At 70.5% G+C, this 17550-nt stretch carries 15 protein-coding genes; 12 read left to right on the forward strand and 3 right to left on the reverse strand.

The annotated features are described in order from the left end of the window. Positions 1-59 precede the first annotated feature (59 nt). Both menD and J4030_RS08195 read left to right on the forward strand, forming a co-directional pair. The gene (gene menD / locus J4030_RS08190; protein WP_307864615.1) at positions 60-1790 is read left to right on the forward strand and encodes a 2-succinyl-5-enolpyruvyl-6-hydroxy-3-cyclohexene-1-carboxylic-acid synthase; all 1731 of its coding nucleotides are present in this window, start codon (positions 60-62) and stop codon (positions 1788-1790) included. Next, on the forward strand, positions 1777-2388 hold the full coding sequence (locus tag J4030_RS08195; protein ID WP_208048741.1) for an FMN-binding negative transcriptional regulator: 612 nt from the start codon (positions 1777-1779) through the stop codon (positions 2386-2388). Before menD ends, J4030_RS08195 begins: the two co-directional genes overlap by 14 nt. Before the next feature lie 189 nt (positions 2389-2577). Here J4030_RS08195 and J4030_RS08200 read toward each other — a convergent pair whose 3' ends face one another. The 3 genes from J4030_RS08200 to J4030_RS08210 form a co-directional block, all read right to left on the reverse strand. Continuing rightward, entirely contained in the window at positions 2578-3066 is a 489-nt protein-coding gene (locus J4030_RS08200) for a glutathione peroxidase (RefSeq protein WP_208048742.1), read from the reverse strand. Positions 3067-3233: 167 nt separating this feature from the next. Next, complete coding sequence (locus J4030_RS08205; protein WP_208048743.1) at positions 3234-4511, reverse strand: isochorismate synthase MenF; 1278 nt, start codon at positions 4509-4511, stop codon at positions 3234-3236. Positions 4512-4609: 98 nt separating this feature from the next. Beyond that, a complete protein-coding gene (locus tag J4030_RS08210) occupies positions 4610-5941 on the reverse strand; it encodes a lipase family protein (RefSeq protein ID WP_208048744.1) in 1332 nt (443 codons plus the stop codon). 156 nt (positions 5942-6097) lie between these two features. Between J4030_RS08210 and J4030_RS08215 the strand changes: the two genes are divergently transcribed. The 10 genes from J4030_RS08215 (at position 6098) to nuoH (ending at position 17536) form a co-directional block, all read left to right on the forward strand. Continuing rightward, positions 6098-6793 (forward strand): demethylmenaquinone methyltransferase, encoded by a 696-nt coding sequence (locus tag J4030_RS08215; protein WP_208048745.1) that lies wholly within the window; start codon positions 6098-6100, stop codon positions 6791-6793. A gap of 133 nt (positions 6794-6926) precedes the next feature. Then, entirely contained in the window at positions 6927-8249 is a 1323-nt protein-coding gene (locus J4030_RS08220) for a geranylgeranyl reductase family protein (RefSeq protein ID WP_307864616.1), read from the forward strand. 76 nt (positions 8250-8325) lie between these two features. Then, positions 8326-8694 (forward strand): NADH-quinone oxidoreductase subunit A, encoded by a 369-nt coding sequence (locus tag J4030_RS08225; RefSeq protein WP_179482807.1) that lies wholly within the window; start codon positions 8326-8328, stop codon positions 8692-8694. Positions 8695-8752: 58 nt separating this feature from the next. Continuing rightward, positions 8753-9307, forward strand: a complete 555-nt coding sequence (locus J4030_RS08230) for an NADH-quinone oxidoreductase subunit B family protein (RefSeq protein ID WP_179482805.1) — start codon at positions 8753-8755, stop codon at positions 9305-9307. Next, on the forward strand, positions 9304-10110 hold the full coding sequence (locus J4030_RS08235) for an NADH-quinone oxidoreductase subunit C (RefSeq protein ID WP_307864617.1): 807 nt from the start codon (positions 9304-9306) through the stop codon (positions 10108-10110). Before J4030_RS08230 ends, J4030_RS08235 begins: the two co-directional genes overlap by 4 nt. Continuing rightward, positions 10107-11462 (forward strand): NADH-quinone oxidoreductase subunit D, encoded by a 1356-nt coding sequence (locus tag J4030_RS08240; protein WP_208048746.1) that lies wholly within the window; start codon positions 10107-10109, stop codon positions 11460-11462. The genes J4030_RS08235 and J4030_RS08240 overlap by 4 nt, the downstream gene beginning before the upstream one ends. Continuing rightward, complete coding sequence (gene nuoE / locus J4030_RS08245; RefSeq protein WP_208048747.1) at positions 11459-12304, forward strand: NADH-quinone oxidoreductase subunit NuoE; 846 nt, start codon at positions 11459-11461, stop codon at positions 12302-12304. The genes J4030_RS08240 and nuoE overlap by 4 nt, the downstream gene beginning before the upstream one ends. After that, the gene (nuoF, locus tag J4030_RS08250) at positions 12301-13632 is read left to right on the forward strand and encodes an NADH-quinone oxidoreductase subunit NuoF (RefSeq protein ID WP_208048748.1); all 1332 of its coding nucleotides are present in this window, start codon (positions 12301-12303) and stop codon (positions 13630-13632) included. Before nuoE ends, nuoF begins: the two co-directional genes overlap by 4 nt. Next, positions 13629-16130, forward strand: coding sequence for an NADH-quinone oxidoreductase subunit G (locus J4030_RS08255; protein ID WP_208048749.1), 2502 nt, complete (start codon positions 13629-13631; stop codon positions 16128-16130). The genes nuoF and J4030_RS08255 overlap by 4 nt, the downstream gene beginning before the upstream one ends. Further along, on the forward strand, positions 16127-17536 hold the full coding sequence (gene nuoH / locus J4030_RS08260; protein ID WP_208048750.1) for an NADH-quinone oxidoreductase subunit NuoH: 1410 nt from the start codon (positions 16127-16129) through the stop codon (positions 17534-17536). The genes J4030_RS08255 and nuoH overlap by 4 nt, the downstream gene beginning before the upstream one ends. Positions 17537-17550: the final 14 nt, after the last annotated feature.

A 17550-nucleotide genomic window follows, 5' to 3' on the forward strand; every position in this document is an offset into this window, starting at 1 on the left:
TGGGTGCGCCGCTCGGGGGACGACCGGTCGAGGGCGCGACGGTGGTGGATCATGACGGGGTGAATCCTGCGGCCGCCTTCGCGAGCACCCTGGTCGATGAGCTGGTCCGCCACGGGATCCGCGACGCGGTGCTGTCGCCAGGGTCCCGCTCCGCGCCGCTGGCGTACGCGCTCCAGGAGGCCGACCGGGCCGGGCGGTTGCGGCTGCACGTACGCGTCGACGAGCGCACCGCGGCGTTCCTCGCGCTCGGCTTGGCCAAGGCCACTCGGGTGCCCGTGCCGATCGTCGTCACGAGCGGTACGGCCGTGGCCAACCTGCACCCCGCGGTGCTCGAGGCGTCGCACGCTCAGGTGCCGCTGATCGTCCTGTCGGCGGACCGGCCGCCGGAACTGCGCGGCACCGGCGCCAACCAGACCACCGACCAGGTGCGCATCTTCGGCGGTGCCACGCGCTGGTTCCACGATCTCGGGACTCCCGAGGCCCGGCCGGGCCAGGGCGCGCTCTGGCGATCGGTGGCCTCGCGGGCGGTCGCGCACGCACGGGGAGTGCCGTCCGGTGAAGCCGGGCCCGTGCATCTGAACCTGCCGTTCCGTGCGCCCCTGGTGCCCACGGGCGGCGACGACTGGACCGACTCCCTCGAGGGCCGGCCCGGCGGTGCGCCGTGGGCGGTCGCGACCCCTGCGGTCCCCGACGGCGGCGACACGATCGCCGCGGTGCCGCGCACGCTGGCGGTGCTCGGCGACGTACCGGATCCGGCCCAGGCCGCACGCTTCACCCGGCTGGCCGAATCCGCCGGATGGCCCGTACTGGCAGAGCCGTTCGGCGCGTTCCACAGCACGCGGGTGCTGCCGCACGGCCCGTTGGTCCTGCAGGCCACGCGGTGGGTGCAGTCCCACCTGCCCGACCGAGTCCTGGTCGGCGGCCGGCCGACCCTGGACCGCGGGTTGGCGCAACTGCTGCGCCACCCCGACATCGAGCTGGAGGTGGTGTCGTCCGGCGGGTCGTGGGCGGATCCGTCGCACGCCGTCCGCCGGGTGCACGACTGGGGAGCCCTCGACTCCGCCCACGGGTCGGTCGCCGGGTGCGCCGACCGGGTCTGGGCCGACGCGTGGAGGTCGGTCGGTGAGCGACTCGCGGCGGCCGTGGGTCCGGTGATCGACGGGTCGTGGCCGAGCGGATTCGCCGCGTCGCGGGTGATCGCCCACGCCCTGCCGGTCGGGTCCGGCCTGTTCGTCGGCTCCTCGAGCGCGGCCCGCTACCTCGACCTGGCGCGCGATTCCGGCCAGGTGGCCCGCGACGTCGTCTCCGTCGCCAACCGCGGCCTCGCCGGCATCGACGGATCGGTCTCCAGTGCCATCGGATTCGCGCTCACCCGCGGTGGTCGACCGTCGTACGCCGTGCTGGGCGACCTCACGTTCGCCCATGACGCCAACGGCCTGCTCATCGGCCCGGACGAGCCGCGACCGGACCTGACGATCGTGGTGCTCAACGACGACGGCGGGGGCATCTTCGGCACGTTGGAGCCGGGCGCCGGCGCGTCCGGCGGGTCCCTCGCCGGTGTCGACGCGTCGTACGAACGGGTCTTCGGCACGCCGACCCGGGTGTCGATCGAGGGGCTCTGCGCGGCGTACGGGGTGCCGCACCAGTTGATCCAGGACGCCGATGCCCTCGCTGAGCGGATCGCCAACCCTGCCAGGGGAATCCACGTCGCCGAGGTGCGATTCGACCGTGCGTTGCAGCGCGGGCTGCAGGAACGACTCTTCGAGGTGACGTCCGATGTACTCCCCTGAGTTCAACCACGTCGACGAACGGGAGGCGCGCGAGTTCGTCGCCGCCGCCGCTGCGGGCACCCTGATCACGGTGGGCGCCGACGGCACTCCCGATGCGACGTTCGTGCCGGTGCTGTGGGAGGGCGACCGGGTGCTCGCGCATCTGGCCCGGGCCGGCGAGCAGTGGGCGCGGGTGGTCGACGGGTCACAGGCGCTGCTCGTCGTGCAAGGGCCGCACCGGTACATCACCCCGAGCTGGTACGCGTCCAAGGTGGAGCACGGCCGGGTGGTGCCGACCTGGAACTACTCCGTGGTGCAGCTGCGGGGCAGGGTGCAGTTGCACGACGACGCCGACTGGACCCTCGACATGGTCACCCGCCTGACGCGGGCGCACGAGGCGCCCCGCGAGCGGCCGTGGGCGGTCGACGACGCACCGGCGAAGTGGGTCGAGGGTCGGTTGCGCGCCATCGTCGGGATCGAGATCCAGGTCGAGTCGGTGCAGGCCCGTGCCAAGTGGAGCCAGGACAAGGACGCCGCCGACCGTGCCGGTGTCCTCGAGGGGCTCGCCGGTGAGGGCGACGAGGAGTCGGCCGACCGCGTACGCCGCGGCAGTCTGTGATCCGTCGGTTGTCAGCGGATCTCTGGTGTCGCCGCCACCGAAACGCTGACAACCGAGCGGGGTGCCACGTGGTTGTCAGCGGGTTTCTGGTGTCGCCGCCACCGAAACGCTGACAACCGAGCGGGGTGCCACGTGGTTGTCAGCGGGTTTCTGGTGTCGCCGCCACCGAAACGCTGACAACCGAGCGGGTCAGGCGGACGCGCCGAGCGCGGCTTCGATGTCCGCGGCGATGTCGGCCGGCTTCGTGGTGGGGCCGTAGCGCTTGATGACCTGACCGTCGCGGCCCACCAGGAACTTGGTGAAGTTCCACTTGATACGGCTGCCGAGCAGGCCGCCCTTCTGCTTGCGCAACCACTGGTAGAGCGGGTGCGCGCCGCCGCCGTTGACCTCGATCTTGGCGAACATCGGGAAGCTCACGCCGTAGTTGGCCTGGCAGAACTCGCCGATCTGCGCCGCGTCGCCCGGGTCCTGGGAGTTGAACTGGTTGCACGGGAAGCCCAACACGACCAGTCCGTCGCCGCCGAACCGCCGCCACAGGGTCTCCAGTCCCTCGAACTGAGGGGTGAAACCGCACTTGCTCGCGGTGTTGACCACCAGGGCCACCTTGCCGTCGTAGAGCGACAGCGGCTGTTCCTGTCCGGCGAGGGTGTCGGCGGTGAAGTCGTGCAACGTGGTCATCGAGGTTTCCTTTGCGGGTCTACGGCGTCGGTCGTACGCCGGGTTGTTCGGTGCCGCGGAACGCGCGGATGCCATCCGCTCGAGTGGCGTGCTTACCGGCCGAGTGGCACACCAACGAGTGCGCCACTGGAAACATAGGTATGCCACTCGGCGGGTGGGGGGCGGAGTCAGTCCGCGAGGGCTTCGCGCATCGGCAGCAGCTTGGACTCGGACTCGGCCAGTTCGGCCTCCGGTTCCGATCCGGCCACGATCCCGCAGCCCGCGAACAGCCGCATCCGGGTCGGGTCCGCCGCATCCAGCTGCCCGCTGCGCAGCGCGATGCCCCACTCGCCGTCGCCGCTCGCGTCCAACCAGCCCACCGGCCCGGCGTACCGGCCGCGGTCGAGGTGTTCGAGCGATCCGATCATGGCGGCCGCGGCGTCCGTGGGCGTGCCGCACACCGCCGCCGACGGGTGCAGCGACTCGGCCAGGGTGAGCGAGGTCGTGTAGTCCGCGAGGACGCCGACCACGTCGGTCGCGAGGTGCATGACGTTGGGCAGGTGCAGCACGAACGGCGACTCGGGCACGTTCATCGACGAGCAGTGCGGGCGCAGGGAGTCGGCGACCGAGCGGACGGCGTACTCGTGCTCCTCGAGGTCCTTCGAGGAGCGCGCGAGCGACCCGGCGAGCGCCAGGTCGTGCGCGTCGTCGCCGGTGCGCTGGATCGTGCCGGCGAGCACCCGGGAGGTGACCAGGCCCTTCTCGCGGCGTACGAGCATCTCCGGGGTGGCGCCGACGAGACCGTCGACCGCGAAGGTCCAGGTGTTCGCGTAGCGGGTCGCGAGGCGGCCGATCAGCCAGCGCGGGTCGATGGGCGCGTCGGTGTCGGCGATGACGTCGCGGGCCATCACGACCTTGTCGACGTCACCGGCGAGGATCCCGCGGACGGCGTGCGCGACCGCCTGCGTCCATTGCGCACCGCTCAAGGCACCGTCGGAGAACCGGGCGGCACCGGGCCCGACCGGGTCGGCGGCCACGCCCGGCGCCGTGCTCGGCTCGAGGCGGTCGCTGATCCGGGTGACCCAGGCGATGCCGCCGCGTCGTCCGACCACGGTCGACGGGACAATGAGCGACCCACCGGCGGGGGAGTTCTTGGAGAAGGCGAAGGAACCGAAGGCCACCAGACCCGCGCCGGGCAGGTCCACCTCGGAGCGGCAGATCGCGCTGGTGATGACCTCCTGCCACCAGTCGCCGGCATCGCGGAACCGACCGGTCCCGCCGGTCTCGATCTCTGCGGCGCGGCCCCAGCCGACGATGCCGTCCCCGCTGCGCACCCAGCTGAGGACGTCGGTCGGAGGCACGTCAGCGGGGATCAGGCGGGTCAGGTCGCCCGGGTCCGGGATGCGGGTGGTGCGGACCACCAGATCCGGTATGCCGGCAGGTCCTGCAGCCACGAGCGAGGTCACGACCGACCAGCCTAGCCCGGCCGGTCGCGCCGCTTTGAGGTGCCGACGTCGAGCGGGCCTGCGGCGGCCGCCGCGGGCCCGCTCGCCTCCATGTCCGATCAACCGGCGGTCGACACCTGCGGGGTCAGCGGGTTGCCCGCCGGGATGGAACCGCAGCTGGAGGGCGCCTTCAGCCCGGAGAACCGGCCGTCCAGCCACGCGATCGCCGACGGTGCCCACGCGGCCGCCGTCGGGATGTGGCTGGTGAGCGCGTACGGCGTGTACTGCACCGAGCCGTTCCCGGTCGAGCAGTACTGGCGCGCGAGGGTGCGGACGTCGCCGGCGATCATCACGCCGTCGCCCTTGCCGATGCCGGGCTTGTCACCTGGCGTGCCCTCGGCGAAACCGCCCTCACCCTGCGCGATCGACAACGGGACGGTCGGGGTGGGCCGTGAGCCGAGATCGAGCTTGTTGACCGCCGTGACGAACTCCGGGATCGAGTTCGGGTCGGCGTACTGCGGCTTCACCAACTGCGCATAGGTCAGCCCCGGGTACTGCCCGAGCACGTTCGCGATGGAGGCGTTCTGCAGCTTGGCGAAGATCGTGGCGCCGTAGGCACTCAGGTACGGCGTCAGGTCCAGCCCGTAGGCCCGCGCGACGCCGATGATCGCCATCGGCGAGACGCCGGCCCAGAACGACGAACCGTCGACGTACTTCAGGTTGTGCGCGGGATCCACGAGCAGACCGCCCTCGGTGGCACCCACCAGGTTCTTGTTGACGTCAGGCGCGTAGCCGGGTGCGAGGGCCGCGGCCCAGTTGGTGGCGATCGCGCCACCGGAGTAGCCCAGCAGCCCCACCTTCGCCGACGGCGAAATTCCGGTCGCGGAGGAGGCGGTCGCCGCCCGGATCGAGTCCAGGGTGCTCGTGCCGTACTCGGGGCCCGCGGCGAAGTCGGCCTTCTGGCCCTGGGTGTCGGCCACGATGACCGGGTAGCCCTGCAGCAGCTCCGGCACGATGAAGAGCCCCTCGGCGTCGTTCACCGCCCCGCCCATCGAGACGTCGCCGGCGATGGAGCGCGAGGGCGAGTCCTCGGGGTTCAGGGAGTCGTAGAACGACTGGTAGGACACCGCCTTCGTGCGGTTGATGGTGACGGTCGGCTTCAGCACGGACGTCACGTTCGCGACGGCGCGCCCCTGGGCGTCGGTGGTGCGGTAGAGCAGCTGCACCGCCTGGACCGGCGTCGGGATCCCGACCACGTGGTAGGGGATCGTGCGGGTCTTCAGCACGGTGCCTGGCGCGTACGACGACAACGGCGCGCTGCCGTCGTAGCTGTAGAACGCGTCGGTGCCGCTGGCGTGGGCGCTCGGCATGCCGAGGCCGGCTCCTGCCGCGACGCCTGCTGCGGCCACGACGGTGGCGAGGGTGGCGCGGGTCGAACGTCGGGTCTTCATGAACGCTCCAGGTGATCGGGGTCACACGACGGGCCCGAGGTTACCGCAGCGTAGGTATGTCGTCTACCCGTCGGTAACATCGGCGAGCGGGCGCTCGCGGCTGCTGCGGCGGGGACGGACGACGCGGTCGTCGCGAGGGTGGGGAAGGATGCGGGCATGAATCGCGCCAGCCTGGACAAGCAACCGGCCGACGTCGCCCGGATGTTCGACGACGTCGCCAAGCGGTACGACCTGACGAACGACGTGCTGTCGCTCGGGCAGGACCGGCGCTGGCGCAAGGTCGTCCTGGACTCGGTCGACCCGCGGCCGGGCGAGACGGTCCTCGACATCGCCGCCGGGACCGGGACGAGCAGCGTGCCCTTCCAGACCCGTGGCGCCCACGTCGTGCCCGCCGACTTCTCCCTCGGCATGCTGCGACAGGGCGTACGCACCTACCCCGGGCTCGCGTTCGCCGCCGCGGACGCCATGCGGCTGCCGTTCGCGGACGCCGTCTTCGATGCCGTCACGATGTCCTTCGGGCTGCGCAACGTCGCGGACCCGGTCGTCGCTCTGCGGGAGTTCCTACGGGTGACCAAGCCGGGCGGGCGCCTGGTCGTATGCGAGTTCTCCACCCCGACCAACCCCGCGTTCCGCAAGGTCTACTCGGAGTACCTGATGCAGGCACTCCCGAAGATCGCCCGGCGGGTCGGGTCGAACGCGGAGTCCTACGTCTACCTCGCCGAGTCGATCCAGTCCTGGCCGGACCAGGCGGGACTGGCCGGCCTGTTGCAGGACGCGGGTTGGGCGTCGGTCGAGTGGCGCAACGCCAGCGGCGGCATCGTGGCGATGCACCGCGGCCACAAGGCACCATGACCGGGGCTCGTCCGCCGGCAATCCGGCGTATGCCGGTCGCCTTCTTAGGGGCCCCTCAGTTCGCGAACGAACGAGGCGGTCGTAGAGTTCAGACGCTCGTGAAAACTGTCACAAGACCTCCCAAGGACGCCCCGTGAGCCAGTCACTGTCGGGCGGCGCGCTCACCACGTCCGCTCCCGAGACCGCCGATGTCATCGTCGTCGGCGCCGGCCCCGGCGGGTCGTCCGTCGCCGCGTACCTCGCGATGGCCGGGCTCGACGTCCTGCTGCTGGAGAAGACGCACTTCCCGCGGGAGAAGGTCTGCGGCGACGGGCTCACCCCCCGCGCGGTCCGTGAGCTGGTCAGCCTGGGCATCGCGATGCCCGAGGACGACGGCTGGATCAAGAACAAGGGGCTGCGGATCATCGGCGGCGGCATGCGACTGCAGCTGGACTGGCCCGACAACGCGAGCTTCCCGCCGTACGGCCTGGTGCGCACCCGCCAGGACTTCGACGACATCCTGGCCCGGCACGCGGTCAAGCAGGGCGCGCAGCTTCGCCAGGGCGTGAACGTCGTGGCGCCGGTCCGCGGCTCGAACGGGCACATCGTGGGCGTCGAGGCCAAGGAGATGGGCGTCGACGGACGCGCCACGGGCGCCACCATGAGCTACCGGGCGCCGCTGGTCATCGCCGCGGACGGCAACTCCAGCCGGCTGTCGCTGGCGATGGGCCGTGAGAAGCGCGAGGACCGCCCGATGGGTGTGGCCGTCCGGGCGTACTACACGAGCCCCCGGCACGACGACGACTACCTGGAGTCCTGGCTGGAGCTGTGGTCCAAGGACGCGCAGGGCAAGCGCGTGCTGCTGCCCGGCTACGGCTGGATCTTCGGGGTCGGCGACGGCACCTCCAACGTCGGCCTCGGCATCCTCAACACCTCCTCGGCGTTCGGCAAGACCGACTACAAGGAGGTCATGCGGCAGTGGGTCGCCACCATGCCGGATGAGTGGACCTACAACGAGGAGACCATCACCGGCCCGATCAAGGGCGCCGCACTGCCGATGGGCTTCAACCGTCAACCGCACTACGCCGACGGGTTGCTGCTGGTCGGCGACGCAGGCGGGATGGTGAATCCGTTCAACGGCGAGGGGATCGCGTACGCGATGGAGTCGGCCCGCCTGGCCGCCGAAGTGGTGGCCCAGGCGTTCGCCCGCACCGACGACGCGAGCCGCGAGCGGGTGCTGCAGAGCTATCCGCAGGTGATGCGCGACGCGCTCGGCGGGTACTACACGTTGGGCCGGATGTTCGCCAAGATGATCGGCAACCCCGACGTGATGCGGTTGGCGGTCAAGTACGGCCTACCCCGCAAGACGATGATGCAGTTCCTGCTCAAGGTGATGGCCAACCTGGGGGACACCACGGGTGGCCGGATCGACGACAGGGCCCTGGCTCTGCTGTCCCGGATGACACCGGCGGCATGATGGACCTCAGCGCGCCCACAGTCGGGTGGAACGGCCGTAACCTCGGGCTGGCCCGGGATCTCGTGAAGGAGCCCGTATGAACCACTACTCCTACTACCCGCTGCTGATCTTCGCGGCCCTCGGCACCGGGTTCGCGGTCTTCTCCGTGCTCGGGGCGGCGGGACTCGCCGGACCCAAGCGCTACAACCGGGCCAAGGCGGACGCGTACGAGTGCGGCATCCAGCCGAGCCCGCACGCCGACGGCGGTGGCCGGGTGCCGATCAAGTACTACCTGACCGCGATGCTCTTCATCGTCTTCGACATCGAGAGCGTCTTCCTCTACCCGTTCGCGGTGAACTTCGACCGGATGGGCCTCTTCGCGCTGGTCGAGATGGTGCTGTTCGTGATCACCGTGTTCGTGGCGTACGCGTACGTGTGGCGCAGGGGCGGCTTGGAATGGGATTGAGCGCGACAGAAAGCATGCTTGGAACGTCGGGCACGACAATGCGAATCGAAGTGTGAACATGGGTATCGAAGAGAAGCTCCCGGCCGGTTTCCTGCTCAGCACGGTCGAGCAGGTCGCGGGCTACATGCGCAAGGGCTCGGTGTGGCCGGCGACCTTCGGCCTCGCGTGCTGCGCGATCGAGATGATGGCGGTCGGCACCCCCGACTACGACATCGCCCGTTTCGGGATGGAGCGCTTCAGCGCCACCCCGCGTCAGGCGGACCTGATGATCGTGGCGGGCCGGGTGAGCCAGAAGATGGCCCCGGTCGTGCGCCAGGTCTACGACCAGATGCCCGAGCCCAAGTGGGTCATCTCGATGGGTGTCTGCGCGAGCTCCGGCGGCATGTTCAACAACTACGCGATCGTGCAGGGCGTGGACCACATCATCCCGGTCGACATCTTCCTGCCGGGGTGTCCGCCCCGCCCGCAGATGCTGCTGAACGCCATCCTGGAGCTGCACAAGCAGATCCAGGGCATGAAGTTCGGGGTCAACCGGGTCGCCGCCGCCCGCGCCGCCGAGGCCGCGGCGCTCGAGGCGACGCCGACGCACGCGATGAAGGGCTTGTTGGCGTGAGTGACGACGCGAAGCCGGTGGCCGGCAACCCGGCGACCGGTCCGGTCTCCGAACCGGCGGGTGGGCCGGTCGACCGGACCACGGCCGACCAGGAGGGTGCGGTCCAGCCGCACGAGCACCATGCCGTCGGAGACGCGGGTCCCGTCGTCGTGGCGGAGCGGGAGGGCATGTTCGGCTCCTCCCTCGGCAACGACACCACCGGGTACGGCGGCCTGCAGCGACCGGTGCTCTTCCCGGGCAACACGCAGCGGCCGTTCGGCGGTGCGTTCGACCTGATGGCCGATGCCCTCGGTTCGGCGCTGCGGGAGGCCGACTCCTCGTACGACGACGCGGTCGAGCGCACCGTCGTCTCCCACGACGAACTGACCCTCTTCGTACGCCGCGAGCACCTGCCCGCGGTCGCCCGCGCGCTGCGCGACGAGCCGCGGCTGCGCTTCGAGATGTGCCTCAGCGTGTCGGGTGTGCACTACCCGCAGGAGACCGGCGCGGAGCTGCACGCCGTCTACCACTTCCTGTCGATCACCAACAACAGCAGGCGGATCCGCGTCGAGGTCGCTGTAGCCGACGGCGACGCGCACATCCCCAGCATCGTGTCGACGTACCCCGGTGCCGACTGGCACGAGCGGGAGACCTGGGACATGTTCGGCATCATCTTCGACGGCCACCCGGCCCTGACCCGGATCCTGATGCCGGACGACTGGCCGGGTCACCCGCAACGCAAGGACTACCCACTGGGCGGAATTCCGGTGGAGTACAAGGGCGCCACCGTGCCGCCCCCGGACACGCGGAGGTCCTACCGATGAGCACCACTGCACAGCAAGACGCCTTCGGAGCGACGACGCCGGACGCCGGGGTCGACGAGGACACTCCCGTCCTCAACGCCGTCGGTGGCGACTGGGACGACCTGGTCGACGAGGCCGCCGCACTCCACGAGGAGCGGATCGTCGTCAACATGGGTCCGCAGCACCCGTCCACCCACGGCGTGCTCCGACTGATCCTGGAGCTGGACGGCGAGACCGTCACCGAGGCGCGGGCCGGTATCGGCTACCTGCACACCGGTATCGAGAAGAACATGGAGTTCCGCACCTGGACCCAGGGCGTGACCTTCTGCACCCGCATGGACTACCTCATGCCGACCTTCAACGAGACCGCGTACTGCCTCGCGATCGAGAAGGCCCTCGGCATCACCGACCAGATCCCGGCGCGCGCCAGCGTCATCCGCGTGATGATGATGGAGCTCAACCGGATGGGGTCGCACCTGGTGGCCCTCGCGACCGGCGGCATGGAGATGGGCGCGACCACGGTCATGACCATCGGCTTCCGCGAGCGCGAGCGGATCCTGCAGGTCTTCGAGGCCGTCACCGGTCTGCGGATGAACAACGCGTACGTCCGCCCCGGAGGCGTCGCGCAGGACGTCCCCGAGGGCACGACCGACCAGGTGCGGGAGATCATCCCGGAGCTGCGTCGCGGCCTCGGCGAGCTCGAGGCGCTGCTCAACGAGAACCCCATCCTCAAGGGCCGCACCGTCGACGTGGGCTACCTCGACCTCACCGGTTGCATGTCGCTCGGGCTCACCGGTCCGATCCTGCGCGCGGCGGGCCTGCCCTACGACCTGCGCAAGGCCGACCCGTACTGCGGCTACGAGACCTACGAGTTCGACATCCCGACGCGCGACAGCTGCGATGCGTACGGCCGCCTGCGGGTGCGCATCGACGAGATGCACCAGTCGCTGCGCATCGTCGAGCAGTGCATCGAGCGGCTGGACGCCGAACCGGGTCCCGTGATGGTGGCGGACAAGAAGATCGCCTGGCCGGCACAGCTGTCCGTCGGCTCGGACGGTCAGGGCAACAGCCTCGACCACATCCGCGAGATCATGGGCGAGTCGATGGAGTCGCTCATCCACCACTTCAAGCTGGTGACCGAGGGTTTCCGGGTGCCGCCCGGCCAGACGTACGCCGCGATCGAGAGCCCCAAGGGCGAGCTCGGCGTGCACATCGTCTCCGACGGCGCGACCCGGCCCTACCGGGCGCACTTCCGCGACCCGTCGTTCAACAACCTGCAGGCGGTCGCCGCGATGTCGGAGGGCGGCTCGGTCGCCGACGTCATCGTGGCGGTCGCCTCCATCGATCCAGTCATGGGTGGTGTCGATAGATGACAGACGCACACGTCGAGGCTCCGTTCCACGAGCTGACGCCGCTGCACGCCAGCGAGACGCCGTACGACGAGGAGACGCTGCGCTCCCTGCACGCCGACGCCGACCTCGTCGTGGCGCGCTACCCGCAGAAGCGTTCGGCGCTGCTGCCGCTGCTGCACCTGATCCAGAGCGTCGACGGCTACGTCACCGGCCGTGGCGTGAGCTTCTGTGCCCAGAAGCTGGAGCTGACCGACGCCGAGGTCAGCGGAGTGGCGACGTTCTACACCCAGTACAAGCGCCACCCCAACGGCGAGTACACCGTCGGGGTCTGCACCAACACGCTCTGCGCGGTGATGGGCGGCGACCTGATCTTCGACACGCTGAGCGAGTACCTCGGGATCGGGCACGACGAGACGACGCCGGACGGCAAGGTCACCCTGGAGCGGGTCGAGTGCAATGCCGCGTGCGACTACGCACCGGTGGTCATGGCCAACTGGGAGTTCATCGACAACCAGACGCCCGCCTCGGCGACGCAGCTGGTCGACGACCTGCGCGCCGGCAAGGAGGTGCGCCCCACCCGGGGAGCCGCCAGGGTGTGCAGCTTCAAGCACGTCTCCCGGGTCCTCGCGGGATTCAACGACGGCCTGGCCGACGAGGGTGTCGGCGCGGGCGGCCCGTCCCTGGAGGGGCTGCGGCTGGCCAAGGCCGACGGCTTCGACCCGTACGCGTCCTCCGGTGAGATCCGCGGCGACTCCGACGCCGAGAGCCCCGCCGACGACATGGCACCGGGCCTGGCAGGGTCCACCGACACCCCAGCGAACCCCGCCGACAGCAAGGCCGGCGAGAAGGCGGGCGACAAATGAGCACACCGCTGACACCGATCCTGACCCGGTTCTGGGACGAGCCGCAGAGCTGGACGATGGAGACCTACCTGCGCTACGAGGGCTACCAGGCCCTCGACAAGGCCCTGACGATGACCCAGGAGGAACTGGTCACCGCGACCAAGTCCTCCGGCCTTCGCGGCCGCGGCGGTGCCGGCTTCCCGACCGGCATGAAGTGGGGCTTCCTGCCCAAGCCGGACGGCGGCCCCCGCTACCTGGTGGTCAACGCCGACGAGTCCGAGCCGGGCACCTGCAAGGACACCCCGCTCATGCTCGCGGCGCCGCACTTCCTCATCGAGGGCGTCGCGATCACGTCGTTCGCGATCGGCTGCCACCACGCGTTCATCTACCTGCGCGGCGAGCTCGTGCACGTCTACCGCCGCCTGCTGAAGGCGGTCGAGGAGGCGTACGCCGCGGGGCACCTGGGCAAGGACATCCACGGCACCGGTTTCGACCTGGACGTCACCGTGCACGCCGGCGCCGGCGCGTACATCTGCGGTGAGGAGACCGCGCTGCTGGACTCCCTGGAGGGCCGGCGCGGTCAGCCGCGCCTCAAGCCGCCGTTCCCCGCCGTCGAGGGCCTCTACGCCCGCCCGACCGTGGTCAACAACGTGGAGTCCATCGCCTCGGTGCCCTCGATCGTGCTGCACGGCGCCGACTGGTTCTCCGCGATGGGCACCGAGAAGTCCAAGGGCTACGGCATCTTCAGCCTGTCCGGGCACGTCACCCGGCCGGGGCAGTACGAAGCGCCGCTCGGCATCACGCTGCGCGAGCTGCTCGACATGGCCGGCGGCATGCGGAACGGCGCGAAGCTGAAGTTCTGGACCCCCGGTGGCTCCTCGACGCCGATCTTCACCGACGAACACCTCGACGTCCCGTTGGACTTCGAGTCGGTGGCCGCTGCGGGCTCCATGCTCGGCACCCGCGCGCTGCAGATCTTCGACGAGTCGGTCTCGGTCGTCCGCGCGGTCAGCCGCTGGATCGACTTCTACGCGCACGAGTCCTGCGGCAAGTGCACGCCGTGCCGCGAGGGCACCTTCTGGCTCAAGCAGATCCTCACGCGCCTGGAGCACGGTCAGGGCACGCCGGAGGACATCGACAAGCTGGTCGACATCTGTGACAACATCCTGGGCCGCAGCTTCTGTGCGCTCGGCGACGGCGCCACCAGCCCGGTGACCTCCGCGGTGCACTACTTCCGCGAGGAGTTCGAAGCCGGCACGCACAGCCCCTGGTGGGAGGCCTTCCCGCCGGAGCGCTCGGTCCTGTTCGACGTTCCCGCCCGCGACATCAAGGAGGCCGTGTCCGTATGACGACACTCACCTCGCCCGCTGCCGGTGGCAACGCCGTCGACAAGGGTGGGAACGCCAGCCCGACGCCGACGGCGCCCGACGCGATCACCCTGACGGTCGACGGGGTCTCCGTCAGCGTGCCCAAGGGCACCCTGGTGATCCGAGCGGCGGAGCAGGTCGGCATCCAGGTGCCGCGCTTCTGCGACCACCCGCTGCTGGACCCGGTTGGCGCCTGCCGCCAGTGCCTGGTCGACGTGTCCACCAAGGGACCGGACGGGTCGATGCGCCCGATGCCGAAGCCGCAGGCCTCCTGCACGCTCGAGGCGACCGAGGGCATGGCCGTGCAGACGCAGCACACCTCGCAGGTCGCCGACAAGGCACAGCAGGGCGTGATGGAGCTGCTGCTCATCAACCACCCGCTGGACTGCCCGGTCTGCGACAAGGGCGGGGAGTGCCCGCTGCAGAACCAGGCGATCAGCAACGGCCGCCCGCGCAGCCGCTTCGACGACGTCAAGCGCACCTACCCCAAGCCCATCAACATCTCCTCCCAGGTGCTGCTCGACCGGGAGCGCTGCGTGCTGTGCGCCCGGTGCACCCGGTTCTCCGACCAGATCGCCGGTGACCCGTTCATCGCCCTGATCGAGCGCGGTGCGCTGCAGCAGGTCGGCATCTACGAGGAGCAGCCGTTCGAGTCCTACTTCTCCGGCAACACCGTCCAGATCTGCCCGGTCGGCGCGCTCACGGGTGCGGCGTACCGCTTCCGGTCCCGCCCGTTCGACCTGGTCTCGACGCCGAGCGTCTGCGAGCACTGCGCCAGCGGATGCGCGACCCGCACCGACACCCGTCGCGGCCACGTGCTGCGCCGGATGGCGCTGCTCGACCCGGCCGTCAACGAGGAGTGGAACTGCGACAAGGGTCGCTGGGCGTTCACGTACGCCGACGCCGCCGACCGTCTGACGTCGCCCCTCGTGCGCGGAGCCGACGGTCAGCTGCAGGTCGCAGGATGGCCCGAGGCCCTCGAAGCAGCTGCCGCCGGACTGTCCGCGGCGCGTGAGCGCGGCGGGGTCGGTGTCCTCACCGGCGGCCGCGTCAGCGCCGAAGACGCCTACGCCTACAGCAAGTTCGCGCGTCTGGTGCTCGGCACCAACGACATCGACTTCCGTGCCCGGCCGCACTCGGCCGAGGAGGCCGCGTTCCTCGCTCACGGTGTCGCGACCACGGGCCCCGGTGCTCCGGGCGCGGTGACGTACGAGGACCTGGAGCACGCCTCGTCCGTCCTCCTCCTCGGGCTGGAGCCCGAGGAGGAGTCGCCGATGATCTTCCTGCGGCTGCGCAAGGCCTCCCGCAAGGGTCTGGCCGCCGTGCTGTCCGTGGCGCCGTTCGCGACCCGCGGCCTGGCCAAGATGGGCGGCGTCCTGATCCAGGCCGCTCCCGGCACCGAGGCCGAGGTCGTCGAGGCGCTGGGCGCCACGACGGGTGAGCTCGCAGCGCACGGCGAGCAGCTGACAGGTGAGTCGATCATCCTGGTCGGTGAACGACTGGGGACCGTTCCGGGTGCCCTGTCCGCCGCGCTGCGCCTGGCCGACCGCAAGGGTGCCCGCATCGCGTGGGTGCCCCGACGGGCCGGTGAGCGCGGTGCGCTCGAGGCAGGTGCCCTGGCCAACCTGCTGCCCGGTGGCCGTCCGGTCGACGACGAGGCGGCCCGGTCCCAGGTCGGCACCGTCTGGGGCGCCGACCTGCCCGACGCGGCCGGCCGCGACACGGCCGCGATGCTCGCCGCGGCGGCATCCGGTGAATTGGCCGGTCTGGTGATCGGCGGCGTCGACACCGCCGACCTGCCCGACCCGGCACTCGCGACCGAAGCGGTCCGGCGGGCCTTCACGGTGAGCCTGGAGATCCGTGGCAGCGCGGTCACCCAGGACGCCGACGTGGTCTTCCCGGTCGCGCCGCAGCAGGAGAAGACCGGCATGTACGTCGACTGGGAAGGTCGCGTGCGGCCCTTCCAGCGGGCGATCGAGAGCCTGGCCATGAGCGACTACCGGGTGCTCGACCTGCTCGCCGGTGAGCTGGGGGAGTTCCTCGGCACCCGCACCACCGAGCAGATCCGCGAGGAGATGCAGGAGCTCGGTCCCTGGACCGGCGCCCGCCCCACCGCCCCGCGCGTCCGGGCCGCCGGTGTGCCGCGTCCGCTTGTCGGGCAGGCCGTCCTTGCGACCTGGTCGCACCTGCTGGACCGCGGCCGGATGCAGGACGGCGAGCCGTTCCTGGCCGGAACCGCACCCGTCTCGACGGCCCGCCTGTCGGCGGCCACCGCCGCCGCGGTCGGCGTACGGGAGGGTGAGGAACTCACGGTCAGCACTCGTGCGGGTGCGATCACCGCGCCCGTCGTCGTCACCGACATGCCCGATCACGTCGTCTGGCTGCCCACCAACTCGGCCGGCAGCGCCGTGCGTGCCACCCTGCACGCCGACGCAGGCGACCTGGTCTCCCTCGGACGCCGCACGGAGGTGCAGGTATGACGCAGCTGAGTCACTTGGCAGCATTGGGCGCCGCCACCGGCACCCCGGCCGCTGACTTCAGCGACACCCCCTGGTGGCTGTCGTTGATCAAGGCGGTGCTGCTCTTCGTCTTCCTGCTCGTGCAGACCCTGCTGGTGATCTGGTTCGAGCGGCGCGTCATCGGCCGGATGCAGCAGCGTCCCGGCCCCAACCGGGTCGGCCCGTTCGGGCTGCTGCAGACGCTGGCCGACGGGGTGAAGCTGGCCCTCAAGGAGGACCTGACCCCCAAGAACGCCGACAAGCTGATGTTCCTCATCGCGCCGATCATCGCCGGCGCCATGGCGTTCGTCTCGTTCGCGATCATCCCCGTCTCCGGCAACGTGTGGATGTTCGGCCACTACACGCCGCTGCAGCTGACCGACACCCCGGTGGCCGTGCTCCTCGTGCTCGCGGTCGCGGGCGTCGGCGTGTACGGCATCGTGCTCGCCGGCTGGTCCAGCGGCTCGACCTACCCCCTGCTCGGTGGCCTGCGCTCCAGCGCCCAGGTCATCTCGTACGAGATCGCGATGGGCCTGGCCCTCGTCGCGGTCTTCCTCTACGCGGGGTCGATGTCGACCAGCCAGATCGTCCTGGCACAGGGGCACGGCGTCTGGTACATCATTCCGGCGTTCTTCTCCTTCATCATCTACGTGGTGACGATGGTCGGCGAGACCAACCGGCTGCCGTTCGACCTCGCCGAGGGCGAGGGCGAGCTCACCGGTGGGTTCCACACCGAGTACTCCTCGCTGAAGTTCGCGATGTTCTTCCTCGGCGAGTACGTCAACATGTTCACCGTCTCCGCGCTCGCCACCACCCTCTTCCTGGGCGGCTGGCAGGCCCCTCCGGGGATCGCGGCGATCGACGGCGGCCTGTTCAACCACGGCTGGTGGGGCGTCCTGTGGTTCGTCGTCAAGCTGTGGATCTTCATGTTCTTCTTCGTCTGGCTGCGCGGCTCGCTGCCGCGGGTGCGCTACGACCAGTTCATGAAGCTGGGCTGGAAGCTGATGATCCCGAGCACCCTGGTGTGGGTGGTCGTCATCGCCTTCATCCGCGCCTCGAACGCCGGGTTCCTCGGTGAGACGCAGATCAGCCTGCTGGGTCGCGACATCCACCGGGCGACCCTCATCGTGATCGCGGCGACGGCCGTCCTCGTCCTCGCGGCGGCATGGGTGTGGGACGCCGGTGCCGCACGCCGGCAGGCGGTCGAGGACCGCAACCAGGTGCCCGACGAGATCGACCCGTTCGCGGGTGGACACCCGGTGCCACCGCTCCCCGGGCAGCGCCTGGTGGAGCCGGTGCCTGTCCTGACCGCCGCGTCCGGCCCCCGGGCGACGACGCGCGAGTCCCGCCGAGAAGACGACGTACGCCAGAAGGAACCCCGTGGCTGACAAGAAGACCCACG

It is taken from the genome of Allobranchiibius sp. CTAmp26 (genome assembly GCF_017565405.1).
GTDB lineage: Bacteria > Actinomycetota > Actinomycetes > Actinomycetales > Dermatophilaceae > Allobranchiibius.